The sequence below is a fragment of the Martelella lutilitoris genome (genome assembly GCF_005924265.1).
Taxonomy (GTDB): Bacteria; Pseudomonadota; Alphaproteobacteria; order Rhizobiales; family Rhizobiaceae; genus Martelella; species Martelella lutilitoris.
In genome coordinates, this window is the sequence record NZ_VCLB01000009.1 from 98,013 (window position 1) to 118,473 (window position 20,461).

At 61.5% G+C, this 20,461-nt stretch carries 21 protein-coding genes and 1 pseudogene; 7 read left to right on the forward strand and 15 right to left on the reverse strand.

Annotated elements, in window-relative coordinates:
• Positions 1–12: 12 nt before the first annotated feature.
• Positions 13–516, reverse strand: a complete 504-nt coding sequence (locus FF124_RS16670; protein WP_138749617.1) for a GFA family protein — start codon at positions 514–516, stop codon at positions 13–15.
• A 193-nt stretch (positions 517–709) separates the two neighbouring features.
• The gene (cysS, locus tag FF124_RS16675; RefSeq protein ID WP_138749618.1) at positions 710–2,131 is read right to left on the reverse strand and encodes a cysteine--tRNA ligase; all 1,422 of its coding nucleotides are present in this window, start codon (positions 2,129–2,131) and stop codon (positions 710–712) included.
• Positions 2,132–2,520: 389 nt separating this feature from the next.
• Between cysS and FF124_RS16680 the strand changes: the two genes are divergently transcribed.
• Together FF124_RS16680 and FF124_RS16685 are read left to right on the forward strand one after the other, a co-directional pair.
• A complete protein-coding gene (locus tag FF124_RS16680) occupies positions 2,521–3,222 on the forward strand; it encodes an outer membrane protein (protein ID WP_138749619.1) in 702 nt (233 codons plus the stop codon).
• A 150-nt stretch (positions 3,223–3,372) separates the two neighbouring features.
• Positions 3,373–3,942 (forward strand): hypothetical protein, encoded by a 570-nt coding sequence (locus FF124_RS16685; protein ID WP_138749620.1) that lies wholly within the window; start codon positions 3,373–3,375, stop codon positions 3,940–3,942.
• Between the two features lie 98 nt (positions 3,943–4,040).
• Here FF124_RS16685 and FF124_RS16690 read toward each other — a convergent pair whose 3' ends face one another.
• Together FF124_RS16690 and FF124_RS16695 are read right to left on the reverse strand one after the other, a co-directional pair.
• A complete protein-coding gene (locus FF124_RS16690; protein WP_138749621.1) occupies positions 4,041–4,493 on the reverse strand; it encodes a L,D-transpeptidase in 453 nt (150 codons plus the stop codon).
• 117 nt (positions 4,494–4,610) lie between these two features.
• A complete protein-coding gene (locus FF124_RS16695) occupies positions 4,611–5,561 on the reverse strand; it encodes a nucleoside hydrolase (RefSeq protein WP_138749622.1) in 951 nt (316 codons plus the stop codon).
• A gap of 141 nt (positions 5,562–5,702) precedes the next feature.
• On the opposite strand from FF124_RS16695, the gene FF124_RS16700 reads away from it, so the two are divergent.
• A complete protein-coding gene (locus FF124_RS16700; RefSeq protein WP_138749623.1) occupies positions 5,703–6,488 on the forward strand; it encodes a TSUP family transporter in 786 nt (261 codons plus the stop codon).
• On the opposite strand, the gene cobU is transcribed toward FF124_RS16700, so the two are convergent.
• The 3 genes from cobU to FF124_RS16715 form a co-directional block, all read right to left on the reverse strand.
• Positions 6,478–7,011: a bifunctional adenosylcobinamide kinase/adenosylcobinamide-phosphate guanylyltransferase gene (gene cobU, locus FF124_RS16705; protein WP_138749624.1), complete on the reverse strand. Its 534-nt coding sequence runs from the start codon at positions 7,009–7,011 to the stop codon at positions 6,478–6,480. The two genes, FF124_RS16700 and cobU, sit on opposite strands and share 11 nt — an antisense overlap.
• Positions 7,012–7,232: 221 nt before the next feature.
• Positions 7,233–8,237: a glycine betaine ABC transporter substrate-binding protein gene (locus tag FF124_RS16710; RefSeq protein WP_138749625.1), complete on the reverse strand. Its 1,005-nt coding sequence runs from the start codon at positions 8,235–8,237 to the stop codon at positions 7,233–7,235.
• A gap of 328 nt (positions 8,238–8,565) precedes the next feature.
• Positions 8,566–9,693: an ATP-dependent DNA helicase gene (locus tag FF124_RS16715; RefSeq protein WP_138749626.1), complete on the reverse strand. Its 1,128-nt coding sequence runs from the start codon at positions 9,691–9,693 to the stop codon at positions 8,566–8,568.
• A 143-nt stretch (positions 9,694–9,836) separates the two neighbouring features.
• Here FF124_RS16715 and FF124_RS16720 point away from each other — a divergent pair, with 143 nt between their 5' ends.
• Both FF124_RS16720 and FF124_RS21065 read left to right on the forward strand, forming a co-directional pair.
• Positions 9,837–10,223, forward strand: a complete 387-nt coding sequence (locus FF124_RS16720; protein WP_246072514.1) for a COG4315 family predicted lipoprotein — start codon at positions 9,837–9,839, stop codon at positions 10,221–10,223.
• Positions 10,224–10,311: 88 nt separating this feature from the next.
• Positions 10,312–10,707 (forward strand): annotated as a pseudogene (locus FF124_RS21065) (RNA polymerase sigma factor); the annotation flags it as partial.
• 33 nt (positions 10,708–10,740) lie between these two features.
• On the opposite strand, the gene FF124_RS16730 reads toward FF124_RS21065, so the two are convergent.
• The 4 genes from FF124_RS16730 to miaA all read right to left on the reverse strand — a co-directional run bounded on the left by FF124_RS16730 (position 10,741) and on the right by miaA (position 14,976).
• A complete protein-coding gene (locus tag FF124_RS16730) occupies positions 10,741–11,337 on the reverse strand; it encodes a LysE family translocator (RefSeq protein WP_138749765.1) in 597 nt (198 codons plus the stop codon).
• Between the two features lie 88 nt (positions 11,338–11,425).
• On the reverse strand, positions 11,426–11,998 hold the full coding sequence (gene ilvN, locus FF124_RS16735) for an acetolactate synthase small subunit (RefSeq protein ID WP_138749627.1): 573 nt from the start codon (positions 11,996–11,998) through the stop codon (positions 11,426–11,428).
• A gap of 21 nt (positions 11,999–12,019) precedes the next feature.
• Positions 12,020–13,792: an acetolactate synthase 3 large subunit gene (locus FF124_RS16740; protein ID WP_138749628.1), complete on the reverse strand. Its 1,773-nt coding sequence runs from the start codon at positions 13,790–13,792 to the stop codon at positions 12,020–12,022.
• A 278-nt stretch (positions 13,793–14,070) separates the two neighbouring features.
• On the reverse strand, positions 14,071–14,976 hold the full coding sequence (gene miaA / locus FF124_RS16750) for a tRNA (adenosine(37)-N6)-dimethylallyltransferase MiaA (protein ID WP_138749629.1): 906 nt from the start codon (positions 14,974–14,976) through the stop codon (positions 14,071–14,073).
• Here miaA and serB point away from each other — a divergent pair.
• Positions 14,975–15,862 carry a phosphoserine phosphatase SerB gene (gene serB, locus FF124_RS16755; RefSeq protein ID WP_138749630.1) on the forward strand — a complete coding sequence of 296 codons (888 nt, stop codon included), beginning with the start codon at positions 14,975–14,977 and terminating at the stop codon, positions 15,860–15,862. The two genes, miaA and serB, sit on opposite strands and share 2 nt — an antisense overlap.
• Complete coding sequence (locus FF124_RS16760; protein WP_138749631.1) at positions 15,859–16,419, forward strand: GNAT family N-acetyltransferase; 561 nt, start codon at positions 15,859–15,861, stop codon at positions 16,417–16,419. The genes serB and FF124_RS16760 overlap by 4 nt, the downstream gene beginning before the upstream one ends.
• A 5-nt stretch (positions 16,420–16,424) precedes the next feature.
• Here FF124_RS16760 and FF124_RS16765 read toward each other — a convergent pair whose 3' ends face one another.
• The 4 genes from FF124_RS16765 to hflK form a co-directional block, all read right to left on the reverse strand.
• Complete coding sequence (locus FF124_RS16765; RefSeq protein ID WP_138749632.1) at positions 16,425–17,933, reverse strand: Do family serine endopeptidase; 1,509 nt, start codon at positions 17,931–17,933, stop codon at positions 16,425–16,427.
• 107 nt (positions 17,934–18,040) lie between these two features.
• Entirely contained in the window at positions 18,041–18,232 is a 192-nt protein-coding gene (locus FF124_RS16770) for a DUF2065 domain-containing protein (RefSeq protein WP_138749633.1), read from the reverse strand.
• Positions 18,232–19,182, reverse strand: a complete 951-nt coding sequence (hflC, locus tag FF124_RS16775) for a protease modulator HflC (RefSeq protein ID WP_138749634.1) — start codon at positions 19,180–19,182, stop codon at positions 18,232–18,234. Before hflC ends, FF124_RS16770 begins: the two co-directional genes overlap by 1 nt.
• Positions 19,182–20,348, reverse strand: a complete 1,167-nt coding sequence (hflK, locus tag FF124_RS16780; protein ID WP_138749635.1) for an FtsH protease activity modulator HflK — start codon at positions 20,346–20,348, stop codon at positions 19,182–19,184. Before hflK ends, hflC begins: the two co-directional genes overlap by 1 nt.
• Positions 20,349–20,461: the final 113 nt, after the last annotated feature.

Genomic DNA, 20,461 nt, shown 5'->3' on the forward strand with positions numbered 1-20,461 from the left:
TTTTCGGCCTTGTTATCCGGCATCCGCTTCATTTTCGGGCGGCCATTGTTCGGTGTCGTGGTCGGGGTGCTGGCGGTTGCTTTCGGCAATCGCGTCATTGCCGCCCGACAGGTCGGAACGATCGGTCGGCATCTCACGCAGATCGAAAAGCGCATGGAAGAACGGCGCCCGCCCCTCGACGCCATCCTGCGAGACCGGCGGAAAGGCCGAGGGATCATCCAGGCTGCCGAGCGCGACCGCGATATGATCATCCCCCACGGTCTCGAAGAACAGCGGCGTGCCGCAGGCCGCGCAGAAGCCGCGCCGGACCTGATCGGAGGAACGAAACCAGCCCGGCGCGCCGCGCGTGATGGTGAAACGCGCATGATCCGCGCCGGCAAGCGCCATGAAGTAATTGCCCGAGGCCTTCTGGCACATGCGGCAATGGCAGATATGCGGATAGGACAGCGCGCCGTCGACACGGTAGCGCACCGCCCCGCACTGGCAGCCGCCGGAGAAGGAAGGTGTCGTCGTCATGGTCGGCCCCCGACACTGACTGACGGATCGGCGCTTTTGAGTGCGCCACCCTCGCTTACCGGGTCATGCTCGGGCTTGACCCGAGCATCCAGGCCACACTGAAAACGCTGCCTGGATTCTCGGGTCAAGCCCGAGGATGACGCTCCGGGAGGGTGCATCGGGATTGATGAGAGCAATGGGCGGACGACAGTCTTCACCGCTTGACCTCCCAGGTGGTTTCGCGCTCGCCGGTTTCCTTGTTCTTCGAATCCTTTAGCTGAATCCCCTGAGATGCCAGTTCGTCGCGGATACGGTCAGCCTCGGCCCAGTTTTTTTCGCGGATGAAGGCGAGGCGTTGGGTGACGGCGGCCTCGATTGCTGCCCTCTGTCCGACGTCCACCTCAGGAGCTTCAGGCAGGACGCCGAGCAATTCTGCGCTGGCGGCAAAGACGGGAAGCTTTCCGGCATCCGCATTCGCCTCCTGGGCAAGCGCGTGAAGGCGCTGGATGGCCGCGACGGTGTTGAGGTCGTCATGAAGCGCTTCGCGTACGCCTTCATCGACCGCCGCGTCTGCGGCTTCTGTGACCGGCCAGCGCGCGAGCAGCCGCTCCGCCTCCTCCAGCCGCTTCACCGAAAAATCGATCGGCTCGCGGTAATGGGTCATCAGCATGGCGAGCCGCAGCACCTCGCCCGGCCATTTGCGGCCGCCGAAATTCTCCGTCTCCAGCAGTTCGTGGATGGTGAAGAAATTGCCCTCCGACTTGGACATCTTCCGGCCCTCGACCTGCACGAAGCCGTTATGCATCCAGACATTGGCCATGACGTGGTTGCCGTGGGCCGAGCAGGACTGGGCGATCTCGTTTTCGTGGTGGGGGAAGATCAGGTCGAGACCGCCGCCGTGAATGTCGAAGGTCTCGCCGAGGTGTTTTTCCGACATCACCGAGCATTCGATATGCCAGCCGGGGCGGCCGTTGATGGTCTCGGTCTTGCCTTCGAAGGTGAAATGCCCGTCCCAGCCGGGCTCGTCGGCGGCGCTTTCCTTCCACAGCACGAAATCCGCCGGGCTCTTCTTGTGGCTTTCGACAGCGATGCGGGCGCCCGCCTGCTGGTCTTCCAGGTTGCGCCGTGACAGGCGGCCATAATCGGGCATGGACGGCACGTCGAACAGAACCTCCCTGCCCTCCGCACCCTGCGCGACATAGGCGTTGCCCTTGTCGATGAGCGTCTGGATCATCGCCACCATGCCGTCGATATGCTCGGTCGCGCGCGGTTCCACCGTCGGCGGTAAAACGCCAAGGGCCGCGATATCCTTGTGAAACTGGTCGGCGGTCTTTTCCGTCACCTTGCGGATCGCCTCGTTCAGCGGCAGGTCCGGATAATCACGCTTTGCCCGCGCGTTGATCTTGTCGTCGACGTCGGTGATGTTGCGGACATAGGTGACGTGGTCCTCGCCATAGAGATGGCGCAGCAAACGATACAGCACGTCGAAGACGATCACCGGCCGCGCATTGCCGATATGGGCAAAGTCGTAGACCGTCGGCCCGCACACATACATGCGCACATTGTCGGGATCGATCGGCCGGAATTCGGCCTTTTCGCGCGTCAGTGTGTTGTAGAGCTTCAGGGCGTCGCCCATGTCCAGTCTCCCGAAATCCAGTCTTGATGCACGCACAGGCCAGCGGCCCGGCCGGGTCGTCTGTCAGAGAATGGATTTCAGGACAAGAACGGCCGGCCAGCGAGACGCTAGCGAATAATCGTGCAGATAATGCAAAGGGCCGTGTTCATGGCAGACCTTATGCCCCGCGCACGCCAAGGCGTCAAGAGCCGACCCTTGATTCGTTGGGCGATCAGTTAAAACCCCTTTACCTGAAATATAAGTAATAAATATAAATGTAATAATGTATAAAAATGAGATACGTAAAATAAAACTAATACATAATATAGTATTGACTGTTTACAGTTATATTTTCTTTAACCATTATAATGTTGAATTTATACTTGAGATAATTCACGAGGGCACAAACCATGATCAGATCAATCAGTATTATTGCACTTACGGCGGCTTCCGCAGTGCCGGCATTGGCAGCGGATATCGTCACCCCGCCACCGTCCCTGCCGCCGGTCGCTCCGCCTCCCGCCGTCTTTGACTGGACGGGCTTTTATGTCGGCGCTCTGGCCGGCTATCACTGGACGGACGCAGACCCGCACACCTTTCGCGTCGTTCAGGACCATATCAGGATCGACAACTGGCTGGGCGGCGGCTTTGTCGGCGCCAACTACCAGTTTGCAAACAATCTTGTCGTCGGCATCGAAGGCGAATTCGACTACCTCGCCGGATCGGGAAACGAGAGCCTCCAGGTGGTGATCTCCAACAAGACGGAGACGGCCGAGGGCAAGCTGGATCTCGGCTGGTCGGGCTCGCTGCGCGGGCGCTTCGGCTATGCCTATGAAAACACCATGCTGTTCGGCACCGCAGGCGGTGAGCTGGCAAGCGGGCGCGGCACGGGTAGTTTCAACGGACAATCGATTGACACCGGCACGCGCACGGTCAAGGCCTGGACTATCGGCGCCGGCATCGAGCACGCCTTCACCGACAATTTCTTCGCCCGCGCCGAATATCGCTATTCCTATTATCCGAAAATCAGCCACGACTTCAGCTGGGACAAGGATTTTAGCATCGAGGCGAGCCGGAACAAATTTCAGGTCGGACTCGGCTACAAGTTCTGAGCAGCCGCAGCGGCCGGATTTAGCAATCAGCACTGCCCCGAAAAAAGCACGCGAACCGCTTTTTGGAGTTCGAGAAATGTTGCTCTCGGCGCGAGCGCATCGTATCCAGGAAGGGATGTATCCGTTGCCATCTGCTTGGGGGGAAGCCGCGTGAATTGGAAAGCCTCGACTCTGATCGGTCTTGTCGCAATCGTATCGGCAGGCTGCGTCAGTGAAAGCAGCCCCTTCTCCCACGCAAATCCCGCCTTCGAAAAATACTACAACGGACCGACGGCGAAGAGCAAAGCACTCGAGAAGTCTTTCTCCGGCCACACGCGGATGACCTATGAGCCGATCCACGGGACTCAGGTGGAGTATTTTTCGCCCGACGGACGTACATACCTCTGGTACCCGGGCAACAAGGTCGTGCTTCCGGGGCTTTGGGAAATGCGAAGCTATACCATGCCCAATCTGGACCTCACCAACATCAACAGGCCTGTGCTCCGCGTCGAGGAGGTCATACCGCTCTGTTTCCAGTACGGAAAGAAAACCTACAATCCCGCCACGCGCAAGCATGGAGACTACTGGAGCTGCTCAATAGCAAGCCCTCGTCCGATAACCAGGGGTGAACTCCGGCGAGGCGATATCTTCAGGCTCTCGGAGCGTGTGAAGTCGCCATTCATCCTGCCAAAAGACAAGACCACCTTCACGGCATTGTTGAAGCAGTGCGGCGACTGCTAGAGCGGTTCCGCCTTTGGTGGGAACGCGACTCCGCTCCATCTACTTGTTTTGACGCATTTTCGCGAACACCAGATGTTTCCATCCGACTGCGAAATGGTCTAGTCGCCGATGACCACCGTCATGTTGTCCAGTCCGACGGACTGGGCCAGGCTGAAGAGTAGCGCCGCATTGTCGGGATGAAGCCGCACGCAACCATGCGAGGCGCGGGAGCCGAGACGCGACAGCTGGTCGGTCCCGTGAACCGCATAGCCGTGATAGAAAAAGATGGCATAGGGCATCGGCGCATTGTTGTATTTGCGCGACCGGTGGTTTTTCGACAGCCATTCCGCGCCGTAGATGCCCTCGGGCGTAGCGTAGCTGCCCGCTCCCGTCGATACCGGCCAGACATAGCGTTCATAGCCGCCGACGATGACTTTCATTGTCTGGCTGCGGAGGCTGACGGCTGCGACAACCTTGCCGGGCTCGAAAATGTCACCGCCCGACTTGCGGGCCGCGTCGGCAACGGACGCCGTCGCCAACAACGCGATGAGCGCGACAAGAAAAGACCGCATGATATCCCCCGGATACACATAAACCCTTGAAGTCAAGTTATGCGCACCGGGGAATTCATTCAACGCGTTACTGCAAACAAGGTAAACAATTCAGACTTGACGCGCGCGTTACTGGTATCAGGGCGCGAGCGTAGCAGCAACCAGATCGACGACCTTCTTCGCTTCGATCGTCATGGCGACATGCTGTTCCGGCTTGTCGTGCCAAGCGCTCGGCGGGAAGAACGGGCCGGCCGGCTTCTGCAGGGTCAGGCCATCGGCAATCCCGCCGCAGACGACGCGCACAGTTCCTGCCCGAAGGCCGAAAAGCTCCGGCGCGACCACATAGACGCAGGCGCAGCTGTCATGCACGACCATGCCGTCATCCACCTGCTGGCTGTAGAAATCGATATAGGGATCGGAGATCTTCGCGAGCAGTTCGACCGCCGGGCCGCCGCGCAGCGCCAGATCCTTCATCGTCGTGCGGGTCATCACCGTCTGGATCGTCACGTCGAGGCCGATGATCACCACTTTCCACGGCGCGGTGAAGACCGCGTCGGCGGCTTCCGGGTCGCCGTGGATATTGGCCTCGGCCGCCGGCGTCACATTGCCGTTGCGCTCAAACGCGCCGCCCATGACGACCACCTGTTTGACGAGACCGGCGATCTCCGGATCGCGGGCAAGCGCCAGCGCCAGATTGGTCATGCGGCCGACGGCGACGATCTCGACCTCGCCCGGATTTTCCCTGACGGTATCGATGATGAACTGAAAGGCAGGGCGCGGGTCGAGCGGCACATCGTCGACCGTCTCGGGCATTTCGATGTCGCCGAGACCGTTCACGCCATGCACGACCACCGGCCAGGGCGCCATCGGGCGGGCAGGATCATAGGTCTCGTCGGCGCCGCGCGCGACCGGGGCGGAAATGCCGAATTCACGCTTCAGGAACTGCGCGTTGCGGGTGGTGGTGTCGGCGGACGCATTGCCGAAAACCGACGTGATGCCGAGAAGCTCGATATCGGGGTGACGCTCGAGGAACAGCAATGCCATGGCATCATCAATGCCCGGGTCCGTGTCGAAAATAACCTTGTGCATGAAAACGAATCCTGCTTCTTGAAAGATCATAAACCGGCTGAAGCGCCGCCCGTGAAACGACCTACACGATCCGGGCGAAAAAGGAAACGATGACCGGTTCACGGCCATGCCCGCGCCCACCCCTCACGGAGCACGACCCCATTGTTCGAAGCCAGCCTCCACCTGCTGCTCATCCTGTTTGCCGCGGCCTTCATCGCGGGCTTCGTTGATTCCATTGCCGGCGGCGCGGGCCTGATCACCATTCCGGTCATGCTGATTGCCGGCATCCCGCCGCTTCAGACCCTCGGCACCAACAAGCTGCAGGGCATTTTCGGCGCGGCCTCGGCGACGATCTCCTATGCCCGCGGCGGAAGGGTGGATCCGAGAACGCAATGGCCGATGGCGCTTCTCGCCTTCGGCGGCGGCGCGCTCGGCGCGGCGCTGGCAACGGTGATTTCCGGCGACATTCTGCTGGCGGTCCTGCCCTTTCTGCTCGCCGGCATTGGGCTCTACTTCGCGCTGCGCAGCGGGCTGGACGATACCGACCGGCAGCAGCGCCTTGCAGTGCCCGTCTTCGCCGGGCTCGTGGTTCCGGCAATCGGCTTTTATGACGGGCTGTTCGGGCCCGGCACCGGGTCCTTCTTCATGATCGCTTTCGTCACGCTTGGCGGGCTTGGCATGCTGAAGGCGACGGCGCGCACCAAGATGCTCAATCTCTCATCCAATCTCGGCGCCTTTGCCGTCTTTCTCGCCGGCGGGGCGATCCTGTGGAAGATCGGCCTTGTCATGGGGGTCGGCCAGTTTCTCGGGGCCCAGACCGGCTCCAGACTGGCAATGAAGCGCGGCGCCAAGATCATCCGGCCGCTACTGGCAGTCTCCAGCCTCGCCATGGCCGCCAAGGTGTTTCTCGACGAACAGAACCCGGTCTATCAGTGGCTCATGATGTAGGTTTCATCGTCATCGGCAGGCCCGCCGCCATGAAGACCACTTCGTCGGCCGCGGCCGCGACCTTCTGGTTCAAGAGCCCGGCTTCGTCGCGGAATTTTCTGGCGAGCGCGTTGTCGGGCACGATGCCAAGCCCGACCTCGTTTGCAACAAGAAAGAGCGGATAGGGAGAATCGGCGACGAAACCGGCAAGCCTGTCGCCTTCCCCGCCAATATCCATATCGCGGAGAATGAGGTTCGTGACCCACAGCGTCAGGCAATCGACGAGAACCACGGGTCGTTCCGATCGCGCAAGGCCTTCAAGGCATGCCAACAGATCAAGCGGCGTCTCATGCGTCTGCCACCCTGCGCCGCGCGCGGCCTTGTGGTGGGCGATCCGAGCGTCCATTTCCGCATCAAGCGCCTCGGCCGTCGCGACATAATGGAGATTGCCGGCCGCCTGGCGCGCCAGTTTTTCGCCGTGGGACGATTTGCCAGATCGCGCGCCGCCGAGAATGAGGCAGGTTTTCCGACCCATCGCTTGCATCCGCAACGCCCCCGTCCTGCCTGCCGCCTGAAAGGAAAATGCGCCGGAAAACGGTTCGGACATGAAAGCGGACGATTCGTAGATCAAAGAGGCGTCCGCGCTGTTGATCATGTCCGGCGCACACCGCCGAAGACCATCTCCGGGCGACCGCAAACCATCAACCGGCGCATCATTGATATAACGTCGCAGCACCTGTTTCACAAGGCGCTGACCGAAGGATCTCAGAGAGCCGCGGCGACCTTGCCGGCCACATCCTCCGGCAGCCAGGCCTTCCAGACATCGGGATAGGTCGCAAGGAAATAACGGGCGCCGGCCTCGTTTCCGGCGTCGTTCGCGCTCATGAAGGCCAGAACCTCGCTGACGGTGCCGTTGCTCCACGAACGATTGTTGAAATAGTCCATCAGGTCCTTCTGCTCCGCGGCGAACGCGCCGGAGACCAGGGTGTAGACGGCAGAGACGGGATAGGCGTTGAGCTTCGGATCGGTGCAATCGGCGATGATCGTGCAGCTGTCCCATTCCTGCTTGCTGAACTCGACGCCGAAGCTGAGCTTGACCATGTCATATTCACCGAGAAGCGCCGTCGGCGCCCAATAATAACCAAGCCAGCCCTGTTGCGCTTCGAAGGCACGTGCGACGGAGGCATCGAGCGCCGCACCCGATTGGGAATCCACCAGTTCAAACCCCTTTTCCGCGCCGTTGAGCGCGCGGAAAAGATTGGTCGTAGAAACCCGGCAGGCCCAGCCCGCCGGACAGTTGAACACGGCGGGCTTTTTGCTGCCCCCGGCGGGCATGAACAGCTCCGGATGGCTGAGCGCCTGCTGAACGGTGGTGATTTCAGGATGCGCGTCGACGATGAATTTCGGTATCCACCACCCCTGGACGCCGCCCTCGTTCAGAAGCGGCGCCCCGAAAGCGACGCGTTTCTCGGCAACGGCCTGGTCGAGCGCCGGCGTAGCGCTCTCAAACCAGAATTCGGGAATGATCTCCGGCTCGCCGGAGGCGATGATGCTCTCCATGGTGCTGTCCGTATCGCCGGGCACCATGGTCACCGAGCAGCCGAAACCCTTTTCAAGGATCAGCCGGTCAACCCAGGCGGCGAGCCCCGCCGAGGACCAATTGAGCTCGGCGATCGAAACCGCGCCACAGTTGTCCCGCGCGTTTGCGCCATCGGCAAGCAGAGCAAGAGCGCCGAACAGAATTGAGGCGGTGGCGATATGCGCGTTCATGGCCTTGGGTCCGTCCCTTCTCCGGGATATCCGCCGAGCCCTGGACCGGTACTGGCCGCAGAAACCCGAGCGAGTTCGATTTTTGTCAAGAGTAGTGCTCGAAGGCTCAAATGACAAACACGGGCTTCGGCTTTTTTTATGGCGAAGTTCGCCGAGAATACGTCATTGCTAACCAAGCAGTAAGGTTCTGCCGCTAGAAAAAAGCCAGCGGACGGTTGCGCGGCGACAAAGCCCCGACCTTTTCAAGTATCTGCGTGATCGGGGTGCCGTTTAGGGTACTGCGTATGCAGCCGCCGCGCGTTTTCACCGCCCTCTCTCGCGGGCAGCATCAGGAAACGATGGTCAGCCGCTCGGCAGCGCGCGTGATCGCGGTATAGAGCCAGCGCTCGCGGGTGTCCCTGAAGGCCCAGCTCTCGTCAAACAGAACGACATTGTTCCACTGCGAACCCTGCGCCTTGTGGACCGTCAGCGCGTAGCCATAGTCGAAATCGTCATAGCGTTTCTTCGTGGACCAGGGGATTTCCGTCTCGCTGTCCTCGAAGGCCGCCTTTAAGAGCTTGATCCGCGCCGCGCCGCGATCGGGGTCATCCTCTTCCGGGTTCACCAGAAGATTGATCCCCGGCTTTACCGTTTCCTTCGAAGCGGACATCACCTTCCACAGCGAGCCGTTGAGCAGGCCTTTGGCCGGGTCGTTTCGCAGGCAGACGAGCTTGTCGCCGGCCTGCGGATAGACCTGCGAAAACCCCTTGAGCTCGCGAAGGCGCTGATTGTAGCGCCGACGCGTGCGGTTGGTGCCGACGAGAACCTGATCGGCCTCCAGCACGAGTTCCTGGGTGACGTCGCGCTTGGTGATCACCTTTGCCTGGCCGTAATCGCCGAGCGGAATTTCATCACCCTCGCGCACCCGCATCGCAAGGTCGATGATCGGATTGTCGCGCGCCTGGCGGTGGATCTCGGTCAGAAGATAATCGGGCTCGTGATTGGTGAAATAGCCGCCGCCGGAGACGGGCGGCAACTGACCGGGATCGCCGAGCACCAGAACCGGCGTGCCGAAACTGACGAGGTCCTGGCCGAGTTTCTCGTCGACCATCGAACATTCGTCGATGATGATCAGCGCCGCCTTGGCGAGCGGGCTCTGCCGGTTGATCGAAAACATCGGCGCGACCGAGGTCTTCCCGGTCTCCTCGTCCTCGATCATCTCCTCGCCCTTGGGACGATAGATCAGGGAATGAATGGTGCGGGCGTTGGTCGCCCCGCGCGAGCGCAGTACCTGTGCGGCCTTGCCGGTGAAGGCGGCAAACAGCACCTCGCCATCGACATGTTCGGCAAAATAGCGCGCAAGCGTGGTCTTGCCGGTTCCGGCAAAGCCGAACAACCGGAACACCGGCGACCGGCCTTCCTTCAGCCAGCGCGAAACAGCCTTGAGCGCCTCATCCTGTTGCGGTGAAAACTCCATGGCCGTGACTTGGCAGGATTCGCCGCGGCGGGGCAACAAAAAAAACTTGCCCCCTCTTGGAATAAAACAGGGGGCCGACGTGTCTATGGGGTGAACGCTTCATTTCGAACCCCGACGCGATGAACCGAAACGGACTGAAAGACATGATCAGGAAAGCATCCATTCTTGCCGCCGCCGCGCTGATTGCCGTGGCCGGCGCCGCCTTTGCCGGCACCACCACCTTCCGCGCCATGGACACCTATGACGGTCAGGTATTGGCCGCTCAGAACGGTCACACGCTCTACACCTATGACAAGGACGCAAGGGACGTATCCGCCTGCTATGGTAGCTGCGCCGCCGATTGGCCGCCATATATCGCCAACCCCACCGCGCAACCTTTTGGACATTTCTCGTTTGTGGTGCGCAAGGACGGGCAGAAACAGTGGGCTCTGAATGGCGAACCTCTCTATTTCCGGGCAAATGACAAGAAGCCCGGCGACGTTACCGGCGCAAGCGTCAGCAATCTCTGGCAGGTCGCGCGCCCGGCCTGACCGCGAACCAGCGCGGCGACGCGATGCCGCCTCGCCCGAACGCTTGTTCGAAACGGAGCTGCGGCGCTGCCTGCCGCAGCTCGGCCGCATGGCGCAGTGCCTCGCCGGTTCGCCAGAAGACGGCGCCGACCTGTTGCAGGATACGATCGAACGCGCCCTCTCCCATCGCGCGCAATGGCATGGCGACAATCTTGGCGGATGGCTCTATGCGATCATGGTGCATATCAACGCCAATCATTTCCGCCACAACAACACGCTGTCCTTTCTCGAACTGGACCTGGCCGAGGACCTGCCGGACGACAGCGCGGACGAAGATCTCGAACTCGACCGGCTGATGCTTGCCGATGGGCTCGACGCCTTGCAGCCGGACGCCCGCGACATCGTGATTCTATGCGATATCGAAGGCCTCAGCTATGAGGAGATCGCCGAGCGGCTTCACGTGCCGGCGGGTACGGTGATGTCGCGCCTGTCGCGGGCGCGCCGCCGCCTTGCGGCCCGCTTTGCAGGAGATGAAGCCTCACCGCAGCATCGGCCAGAGGCTTGCCACCAGCACCAGAGCCATGACGATGTTGAACCATTTGAGCCGGTTGCCGTAGGACAGCCAATGCCTGAGCCCCGAGCCGAATCCGGCCCAAAGCGAAATGCTGGGGATCGTGATCAGGCCGAACACGACCGCCACAATTACGACGGAGCGACCGTACTGGGCGGGATCGGTAAAGACGGACATGGCCGTCAGCGCCATGATCCAGCCCTTCGGGTTGACCCACTGGAAACCGGCCGCCTGAAGGAAGCTGAGCGGCCTGCCGGTCGTCGCCTCGCCGGAAGCCATCTTCCGCGTCGTGCCGATTTTCCAGGCGATCCAGAGAAGATAAAGGGCGCCGGCAATCTTCGCGAAAACAAGGATGGGCGGAAAGGCGGTGATGACCGCGCCCAGACCGGCGCCGACGCCCGCCATCAGAATGGCGAAACCACAAACGACGCCGGATATGTGCGGCAGCGTGCGCAAAAAGCCGAAATTCACCGTCGAGGCGAAGACCATCATATTGTTCGGGCCGGGCGTGATCGAGGCCGCAAGCGCGAAGCCGAGCAATGCCAGAAGCGTGTCATGCGTCATCGCCATGCCCCTCTTGCCTCAGGCTCGTGCCGGAACGGCGTCCCCTGATCCGGCGAAACGGGGCGAGCATCTCCTCGCCCCTTTATCCTCACATGCCCTGCGGACCGCGGTTCATCGAGGCAGGTCCCGTGCGGCAGATCTCGACAAGGCCGAGCGGCCGCATGATCGAGATGAACTGATCGACCTTGGAGACCTTGCCCGTCAGTTCGAACAGGAAATGCTCGACCGAGGCATCCACCACCTTGGCCTCGAAGGCATCGGCCAGGCGCAGCGCTTCCTGGCGCTGGTCGCCATTGCCGACCACCTTGATCAGCGCCACCTCGCGTTCGACCGGCGGGGCGATCCCGAGTTCGCGGGCGCGCACGGAAAGATCGACCACCTTGTGCACCGGCACCTGCCGGTCAAGCTGCGCCTTGATCTGCTCCAGTACGTCCGGCGTGCCCTTGGTGACGATGGTGATGCGCGAAAGGTGCGCCTCATGCTCGGTCTCCGAAACCGTGAGACTCTCGATATTGTAGCCGCGGCCTGAGAACAGGCCGATGACGCGGGCGAGGACGCCCGGTTCGTTGGCCACGACCACGGAGAGCGTGTGGCGCTCCGGCGGCGCGGTGGGGCTGGAGATGAAATAGGCTGAACCGGTCGGCTGTAGTTTGGCGTTCATTGTTTCAAACCTTTCTCAAGCTCAGACGAGCTGACGACCCTTGGCATCGATGGCGGTTGCGACGGCTTCGTCATTGGCCTCGTCCGGCAGCAGCATGTCGTTATGCGCCCTGCCCGACGGGATCATCGGGAAGCAATTGGCGAGATTGGCGACGCGGCAATCGAAGATCACCGGCTTCGGGCTGTCGATCATCCGCTGGATCGCCTCGTCGAGATCATCCGGATTGTCGCAGTAGATCCCTTCCGCGCCATAGGCTTCCGCCAGCTTGACGAAATCGGGCATCGCCTCGGTATAGGAGTGCGACAGACGGTTGCCGTGGAGCAGTTGCTGCCACTGGCGGACCATGCCCATATACTGGTTGTTGAGTATGAAGATCTTGATCGGCGCATTGTGCTGGATCGCCGCCGACATCTCCTGAATACACATCTGGATCGAGGCATCGCCGGCCACGTCGATGACGAGCGCTTCCGGATGGGCGATCTGGACGCCAAGGGCTGCCGGCAGGCCGTAGCCCATCGTGCCGAGACCGCCCGACGTCATCCAGCGCTTCGGCTCCTCGAAATCGAAGAACTGCGCCGCCCACATCTGGTGCTGGCCAACCTCGGTGGTGATATAGAAGTCCCGGCCCTTGACCGCCGCGTTCAGGCGCTCCAGCGCATATTGCGGCATGATCACGTCCTTGTTGGGCGTATAGGCGAAGCAGTCGCGCCCGCGCCAGCGCTCGATATTACCCCACCAGTCATCGAGCGACGGCTTTTCGGCCGGCAGAGCCCGCCAGGCGCGGACCATCTCTTCGAGAACATGGGCGACATCGCCGAGGATCGGGATATCGACATGAATGTTCTTGTTGATCGAGGACGGGTCTATATCGATGTGGATTTTGGTCGAGTTCGGCGAGAAGGCGTCGACGCGGCCGGTAATGCGGTCATCGAAGCGCGCGCCGATACAGACCATGACGTCACAGTCATGCATCGCCATATTGGCCTCGTAGGACCCGTGCATGCCCAGCATGCCCAGCCAGTTCTTGCCCGAAGCCGGATAGCAGCCAAGGCCCATCAGGGTCGAGGTGATCGGGAAGTCGGTGAGGCTGACCAGTTCGCGCAGCAGCCGCGTGGCGTCATCGCCGGAATTGACGACGCCGCCGCCGGTGTAGAGGATCGGGCGTTTCGCCTTCGCCATCAGCTCGACCGCCGTGCGGATCGCATCGGCATTGCCATTGACCTCCGGACGGTAGCTCTCGCGGATCGGATGGCCTTTGAGCGGCGTATAGCGCCCCTTGGCAAACTGGACGTCCTTCGGGACATCGACGACGACGGGGCCGGGACGCCCGCTCTGGGCGATACGGAAGGCCTCGTGGATGACATTGGCGAGCTCGTTCACGTCCTTGACCAGCCAGTTGTACTTGGTGCAGGGCCGGGTGATGCCGACGGTGTCGCATTCCTGGAACGCATCGGAGCCGATCAAGGTCGTCGGAACCTGGCCGGAAATGCAGACCAGCGGAACGGAATCCATCAGCGCATCCTGCAGCGGCGTGACCGCATTGGTCGCGCCCGGGCCGGAGGTGACCAGCATGACGCCGACCTTGCCGGTGGAGCGGGCATAGCCTTCGGCCGCATGGCCCGCGCCCTGCTCGTGACGCACAAGCACATGGGCGATCTCGTCCTGCTGAAAGATTTCGTCATAGATCGGCAGCACGGCGCCGCCGGGGTATCCGAAGATATGTTCAACCCCGTTTTCTTTCAGCGCCTGCAAAACGATCTCGGCGCCTGTCATCAAATTGTCCGTCGCGGTCATCGTCATTTTTCCGTTTCGATGGTCTCTAGGTGTTTGCGTTCCTATCGGGCATAAAAAAAGGCCCCTTCAAGGAGCCTGTCGTCGCGCATGGGTGGCTTATGCCGGATGGTTACACCATCCTGCCCATGCGCGATCCCACCACAATAAGAAGTTCTTTCATAGCCATGCTTGGCTGATAGCCCGTCTTGCCGCATCAGTCAACGCGCATTGCAAGAAAAATAGCCAAACGGGCGATCGAGTGAAATTAAATTAGGCAGAACTGGCGGCGCCCGCCGAGGCTAAAGCGCTGCGGGATCGAGCCTTTTCCAGTCGACGCCCATCTGGTTGCGAAACCATGTCATCTGCCGCTTGGCATATTGCCGGGTTGCGGCACTCGCCCGCTCGATGACGGTTTCGCGGTCCATTTCCCCGTTGAGCATCGCAGCGATCTCGCGCACGCCGATTGCCCGCATCACCGGCATTTCGGGAGCAAGGTCAAGGGCCAGCAACGATCGCACCTCCTCAACCGCTCCCTCATCCAGCATGGCCGAAAAGCGGCGGTTTATCCGGTCATGCAGGACCGGGCGCTCCGGCAGAATGACCACTTTCTCCGCTGCCTCCGGGCAGATCAGCGGCGGCGGCGTCTCTGCCTGATAGTCCGCGATCGATCGCCCGGATGCCTCCTTGACTTCAAGCGCGCGCACGATCCGCTGCCCGTCGGCAGGCTCCAGCCGCGCCGCCATCACCGGATCGCGGTCGGCCAGAATGCGATGAAGCGCCTCGGGGCCCTCTTCTGTCAGCGCCCGCCGCCAATGCGCACGGATATCCGACGGGACATCCGGCATTTCGGCAAGCCCCTCGGTCAGGGCCTTGAAATAGAGCCCCGTGCCGCCGACGAAAATAGGTACCCGCCCCTCGCCTTCAAGCCGCTCCACCAGCGCACCCGCTTCTCTCAACCATGCGCCCGTGGAATAGTCGGCCCCTGCGGCAACATGCCCGTAGAGATCATGCTCGATCCCCTCCATGTCTTCCTCCGAGGGACGCGCCGTCAGCACCCGCAGCGCGTCATAGACCTGCATGCTGTCGGCGTTGATCACAGCGCCGCCGGTCTCACGCGCGCGCCGAAGAGCATAAGCGGACTTGCCGCCCGCTGTCGGCCCGGTTATCAGGACCGCACGCAGTTTTTTGTCCAAGGAATTCGCCATGGTTCTCGTTGCCACGCTTGTCGCCAATCCGTCAAACCCTGTTGTGACGTCGGAGCGGGTTTCAAAGCTTTCCGGCGCGGTTGCGGTGGAAAAGATCGACTGGCTGAACGAGGGCGTCGCCGTCGACCTCTACATTGCCCATCATGTCGGCCGCCAGGAGGCCGAAACGGCGATCCGGGCGGAGATCGCAAACCTGCCCGTCGACCTCGTGATCCAGCCGCAGGTCTGCCGCCGCAAGAAAGCGCTACTGGCGGATATGGATTCCACCATGATCGGACAGGAGTGCATCGATGAGCTGGCCGCCGAAGTCGGGCTGAAGGAAAAGGTCGCGGCGATTACCGCGCGGGCCATGAATGGCGAGATCGAGTTCGAGCCCGCCGTGCGCGAACGCGTTGCCCTGCTTGCGGGTCTTGATATCGGCATTGTCGACGAAATCATCGAAAAACGCATCACGCTGACGCCGGGCGGCAAGGAACTGGTCGCGACGATGCAGGCCAATGGCGGCTATACCGCGCTTGTCTCCGGCGGCTTCACCGTCTTCACCAGCCGCATTGGCGCAATGATCGGCTTTGACGAGAACCGGGCCAACACGCTGATCGAAAAGAACGGCAAGCTGACCGGCCAGGTTGCGGACCCGATCCTTGGCCGGCAGGCCAAGATCGAGGCGCTGCACGATGTCGCCAAGAAGCGCGGCATCGCGGAAACCGAGATCATGGCCGTCGGCGACGGCGCCAATGATCTCGGCATGCTGGAACTGGCAGGCTCCGGCGTGGCGCTCCACGCCAAGCCCACGGTCGCCGAGAAGGCCGATATCCGGATCGATCACGGCGACCTGTCGGCGCTGCTTTACATCCAGGGTTATCGCCAGGAAGATTTCGTCCGATGAAACTTGCCGAGACCGAGCGACTGATTATCCGCAACTGGGAGGATCGCGACCGGGACCTTTTCCACGAGATCAACTCCAATGATACGGTCATGGCCTTCTTCCCCATGCGGCGCAGCCGCACCGAGAGTGATGAAATGCTCGAGAGGCTGCGCGATATGATCAGGGACACCGGTTACGGGTTCCCTGCTGTCGCGCTAAAGAACACCGGCGAAGTCATCGGCTTTACCGGGCTGAACCTCATCAACAACGCGAACATCAAACCGGACGGAACGCCCGAGATCGGCTGGCGGATGGTCACGCGGCACTGGGGCAAGGGCTACGCAACCGAGGCCGCCCGCGCCATGATCGCACTGGCCTTCGATGAACGCGGCCACGACCAGCTCGTTTCATTCGCTGTCGCCGACAATCATCGCTCGACGGCGGTTATGGAAAGGCTCGGCATGCGGCGGGATTTCGAAGGCGACTTCGACCATCCTTCGGTGCCCGACAGCCACCCCCACCTGAAACGCCACGTGCTCTATCGCCTGCACAAGTCGGACTGGAAACGCTCTGGCTGAGGCCGCTATTCCAACACCAGGCTCTTGATGCTGAGCGTTCCGTCAGGTTCGGCGACCATGATCGAGACACTGCGACGCCCCTCGGAAATCAGTTCGACGATGCGCGAGCGAACCTGCTGCGGCGTCGTCACCGCGTCCTGACCGACCTCGGCGATCACCATGCCGGGCACCAAGCCTTCGGCGGCGGCAGCACTGCCCTCTTCCACCTCGGCGATCAGAACGCCTTCGACATCGCCGTCAATCTGATAGAGCGCGCGGCCATTGTCGTCGAGTTCGGCAAGCGTCATCCCGTAGAGCCTGATCGACAGGCCGGGCGTAGCGAGGTCGCCCTCCGGCGCGGGTTCGTCGTCCGGAACAAGCGTTGCCTCCACCTCCTCCGGCTCCTCCAGCAATTGCGGCGTCACCTGAACCGTCATCCGCTCGCCGTCACGGATGATTTCGACATCGATCGGCTCGCCGATCCGGCCCTCCGCGACAAAGCGCGGCAGGTCGCGGGGGCTATCAACCTCCTGTCCGTCGAAAGAGAGGATGATGTCGCCTTCCTCTAGCGGACCGCCGTCGGAGGGGCCGCCCTCGATGATCGAGCCGACGGCGACGCCCGCCGGATCATCGGCGCCGAGCGAGGCGGCCAGCGCGTCACTCACCTCCAGCACGCGAATGCCGATCCAGCCCCGGCGGGTCTGGCCGTATTCGATCAACTGGTCGATGATGTTTTCGGCAAGCTCGCTCGGCACGGAAAAGCCGATGCCGATCGAGCCGCCCGACGGCGACAGGATTGCCGTGTTGATGCCGATCACCTCGCCATCCATGTTGAACAGCGGTCCGCCGGAATTGCCCTTGTTGATCGCGGCATCCGTCTGGATGAAATTGTCATAGGGCCCGTCGAGTTCGCGCCCGCGCGCCGAGACGATGCCGAGCGTAACCGAACCGCCAAGCCCGAAGGGATTGCCGATCGCCAGCACCCATTCGCCGATCCGGACCTTGCGCGAATCGCCGAATTTCACCGCCGGCAGCGGCTGTTCGGGCTCGACCTTGAGGACGGCAAGGTCGGTCTTGTCATCAACGCCGAGAAGCGTCGCGTCGAGCGAAGTGCCGTCGGACAGCGTCACCTCGATCGTGTCGGCATTGTCGATGACATGATTGTTGGTGACGATGATGCCCGAGGGATCGATAATGAAGCCGGAGCCGAGCGAGGAATATTGCCGGCTGCGCGGGCCCTCCTCGCCCTCGAAGAAATCCTTGAACAGATCCTCGAACGGCTGGCCCTCGGGGACATCCGGCAGAGGCCGCGTATCGCCGGAGGGACCGCCGTCTTCGGAGATCGAGATATTGACGACGGATGGAAGCAGGCCCTCGGCGATATCCGCAACGGAAACGTCAGAAAGCGTCTGGGCCTTGGCCGGCGTCATCGCAGCCGAGACCGGCAGCATGGCGGCAACGGCAATAAGGCCAGCGCCGGCGATGTGGCGGGCCACGGACCGGCGAGCAGGAAAATTGCGCTTGGCAGTCGTCATCTTGCCTCCGTCTAAGCCTTTGTCGCGGCGGGTTTTCGAAAAACCGGCATGCGCTTTGCCGCCGACGTCCAGTCGATTGCCATCATAGCGGAAGGCGAGCGGCAAGCCTATCCGCGGATCAGCCAGACCAGGCCGACGCCGAGAGTCACGGCGATCAGACCGGTCACGCGCAACGCGCCCTCCGGCACCGTCGGCAAAAGCCGCGCCATGGCAATGAGCAGCGAAGGGGCCAGCGCGTAGACCAGCCCCTCGATGATCAGATAAAACGCAAATCCGATCAAAATATCCTGCGGCAGCATTACTCGGCTGCCTGCTCTTCAACCTCTTCCGCCGGAGCGCCGCCGGGCAGTGCCGGGCTGAGCGGCAGAGAACTGGCGCCGCTTGAGCGGAAATACTCGAAGAACTCCGAATCCGGCGACAGAACCATGGTCGAGTTATCCCCGAGCACTTCCCTGTAGGCGTTCATCGAACGGTAGAAGTAGAAGAATTCCGGGTCCTTGCCAAAGGCTTCACCGAGAACACGGTTCCGCTCGGCATCGCCTTCACCACGCAGAACCTGCGCATCACGGTCGGCCGCCGACTCGATTTCAACCACTTCACGGTCGGCGGCAGCGCGCCGCACCTCGGCTCGTTCACGACCACGCGCGCGCGTCGCCTCCGCCTCGGCCAGACGTTCCGAACGCATCCGTGCGTATGTCTCGTCCGAAACCTCCTGCGTCAGGTCCGTTCTACGGATACGCACGTCGACAATCGAAATGCCGAGCGCCTCAGCCGCCGGGCGGAGTTGGTCGCCGACTTCCTTCATCATGGCGGTCCGCTCGGTTGAAAGCGCTGCCTCAAAGCCGCGCAGGCCGTAGACCCGGCGCAATGCCGAATCAAGACGGGTGCGGAGCCGCGAGACCGCAGCCATACGATCACCAGAAACGGATTCGCGGAAACGCTGTGCGTCCGTAATCCTGTAAACAACGAAAGCATCAACCTCGTAGAACTTGCCGCCCGAAACCTGGACACGGATATCGTCCAGATCAAAACGAAGGTCCTGATTGGAGACAAACTGGACCTGATCGGCCCCTGCAAACGAGAACGGCAGTTTGAAATAGATGCCGGGGTCTGTCTTGACCGTGTAGATCTTGCCGAAACGGATCACCAGCGCCTGTTCACGCGGATTGACCACAAAAATCGATGCGTAGAGCAACAACGCCAGAGCAGCGATACCGCCAAGCAGAACGAATATGCGATTTGAAGACATTATTGGTTCGCTCCCTGGCTGTTCTGTGACGTTGACGCGGATGAGCTACCGCTGCCCGTAGTGGCAGCATTTGCCCTGGCGGCCGAATTACGGTCGATCGCGTCGAGCGGCAGATAGGGAACAACACCCTCTCCGTCCTCATCCATGATAACGTTCTTCGACCTGGAGAAGACTTCCTGCATGGTCTCGAGATAGAGCCTCTTGCGGGTGATCTCGGGCACGGCCACATAGGTTTCGTAGATCGAATTGAACCGATCCGCCTCACCAAGTGCTTCCATGACCACGCGATCCTTGTAAGCGGCCGCAGCTTCGCGGATCTGGGCCGCTTCACCGCGCGCCTGACCCAAAGCCCGGTTTGCATACTGGTTTGCCTCTTCGAGGAAACGATCCTCATCCTGCTCGGCACGCTGCACTTCGTCGAAGGCATCGGCTACTTCGGCCGGAGGCGCAGCATCCTCGATGGAAACGGCGGCAATCGTCAGTCCGGCGCCGTATTCGTCCATCGTGGTCTGGATAATCTGCTTCACGTCTTCCGAAATGCCTTCACGATCATCGCGAAACACATCCTGGGCCGGCCTGCGGCTGACAACTTCGCGCATCGCGCTTTCGGCGACCTGCTGAAGCGTCTCAATCGGATTTTCGACGTTGAACAGATAGGCCTGCGGGTCGGTCACGCTGTAGAGCACGGCAAACTGAACGTCGACGATGTTCTGGTCACCGGTCAGCATGATGCCGGTCCGCGTGGAATTTCGCGAGCCGATATTGAGCTGCTGTTCCGTGATATTCGCCTTCTCGACCGTTTCCACCGGCCACATCATGAAATGCAGGCCAGGCCCGGAAATATCGGGCTTGGGAACACCGAAGCGAAGCTCAACGCCACGCTCTTCCGGCTGGATCGTATAGATCGACTGCATCACCCAGAAGACCGCCAGCACGACGATGACGATCATCACCAGACCGATGCTGAAGCCGCCCGGGAACATGCCCTTGAACTGATCCTGGCCCTTGCGGAAGAAGTCCTCGATGTCCGGCGGGCCGCCATTGCCGCCACCGCCATTGCCGCCGCCACCGGGGCGCCGGGGACCTTGACCCCACGGACCCTGATTGTCGCCGCCGCCACCGCCCCCTCCCCAGGGACCGCCGCCATTCTGATTGCTCCAGGGCATTCACACCTCTTCCAAAATAGTCCGTTCCTGGCTGCAGAACCATTGCCGCAGCCGCGCATTGACGCATTAAGCGTTTGTCCCGTTATAGGGACGCGACAGGGCGCTTTCAACGC

Excerpts from the sequence above, each read along its gene's own strand:
- FF124_RS16670 (WP_138749617.1), bottom strand. The coding sequence starts at position 516 with ATGACGACGACACCTTCCTTCTCCGGCGGCTGCCAGTGCGGGGCGGTG.
- cysS (WP_138749618.1), bottom strand. The coding sequence starts at position 2,131 with ATGGGCGACGCCCTGAAGCTCTACAACACACTGACGCGCGAAAAGGCC.
- FF124_RS16680 (WP_138749619.1), top strand. The coding sequence starts at position 2,521 with ATGATCAGATCAATCAGTATTATTGCACTTACGGCGGCTTCCGCAGTG.
- FF124_RS16690 (WP_138749621.1), bottom strand. The coding sequence starts at position 4,493 with ATGCGGTCTTTTCTTGTCGCGCTCATCGCGTTGTTGGCGACGGCGTCC.
- FF124_RS16695 (WP_138749622.1), bottom strand. The coding sequence starts at position 5,561 with ATGCACAAGGTTATTTTCGACACGGACCCGGGCATTGATGATGCCATG.
- cobU (WP_138749624.1), bottom strand. The coding sequence starts at position 7,011 with ATGCAAGCGATGGGTCGGAAAACCTGCCTCATTCTCGGCGGCGCGCGA.
- FF124_RS16710 (WP_138749625.1), bottom strand. The coding sequence starts at position 8,237 with ATGAACGCGCATATCGCCACCGCCTCAATTCTGTTCGGCGCTCTTGCT.
- FF124_RS16715 (WP_138749626.1), bottom strand. The coding sequence starts at position 9,693 with ATGGAGTTTTCACCGCAACAGGATGAGGCGCTCAAGGCTGTTTCGCGC.
- FF124_RS16720 (WP_246072514.1), top strand. The coding sequence starts at position 9,837 with ATGATCAGGAAAGCATCCATTCTTGCCGCCGCCGCGCTGATTGCCGTG.
- FF124_RS16730 (WP_138749765.1), bottom strand. The coding sequence starts at position 11,337 with ATGACGCATGACACGCTTCTGGCATTGCTCGGCTTCGCGCTTGCGGCC.
- ilvN (WP_138749627.1), bottom strand. The coding sequence starts at position 11,998 with ATGAACGCCAAACTACAGCCGACCGGTTCAGCCTATTTCATCTCCAGC.
- FF124_RS16740 (WP_138749628.1), bottom strand. The coding sequence starts at position 13,792 with ATGACCGCGACGGACAATTTGATGACAGGCGCCGAGATCGTTTTGCAG.
- serB (WP_138749630.1), top strand. The coding sequence starts at position 14,975 with ATGGTTCTCGTTGCCACGCTTGTCGCCAATCCGTCAAACCCTGTTGTG.
- miaA (WP_138749629.1), bottom strand. The coding sequence starts at position 14,976 with ATGGCGAATTCCTTGGACAAAAAACTGCGTGCGGTCCTGATAACCGGG.
- FF124_RS16760 (WP_138749631.1), top strand. The coding sequence starts at position 15,859 with ATGAAACTTGCCGAGACCGAGCGACTGATTATCCGCAACTGGGAGGAT.
- FF124_RS16765 (WP_138749632.1), bottom strand. The coding sequence starts at position 17,933 with ATGACGACTGCCAAGCGCAATTTTCCTGCTCGCCGGTCCGTGGCCCGC.
- FF124_RS16770 (WP_138749633.1), bottom strand. The coding sequence starts at position 18,232 with ATGCTGCCGCAGGATATTTTGATCGGATTTGCGTTTTATCTGATCATC.
- hflC (WP_138749634.1), bottom strand. The coding sequence starts at position 19,182 with ATGTCTTCAAATCGCATATTCGTTCTGCTTGGCGGTATCGCTGCTCTG.
- hflK (WP_138749635.1), bottom strand. The coding sequence starts at position 20,348 with ATGCCCTGGAGCAATCAGAATGGCGGCGGTCCCTGGGGAGGGGGCGGT.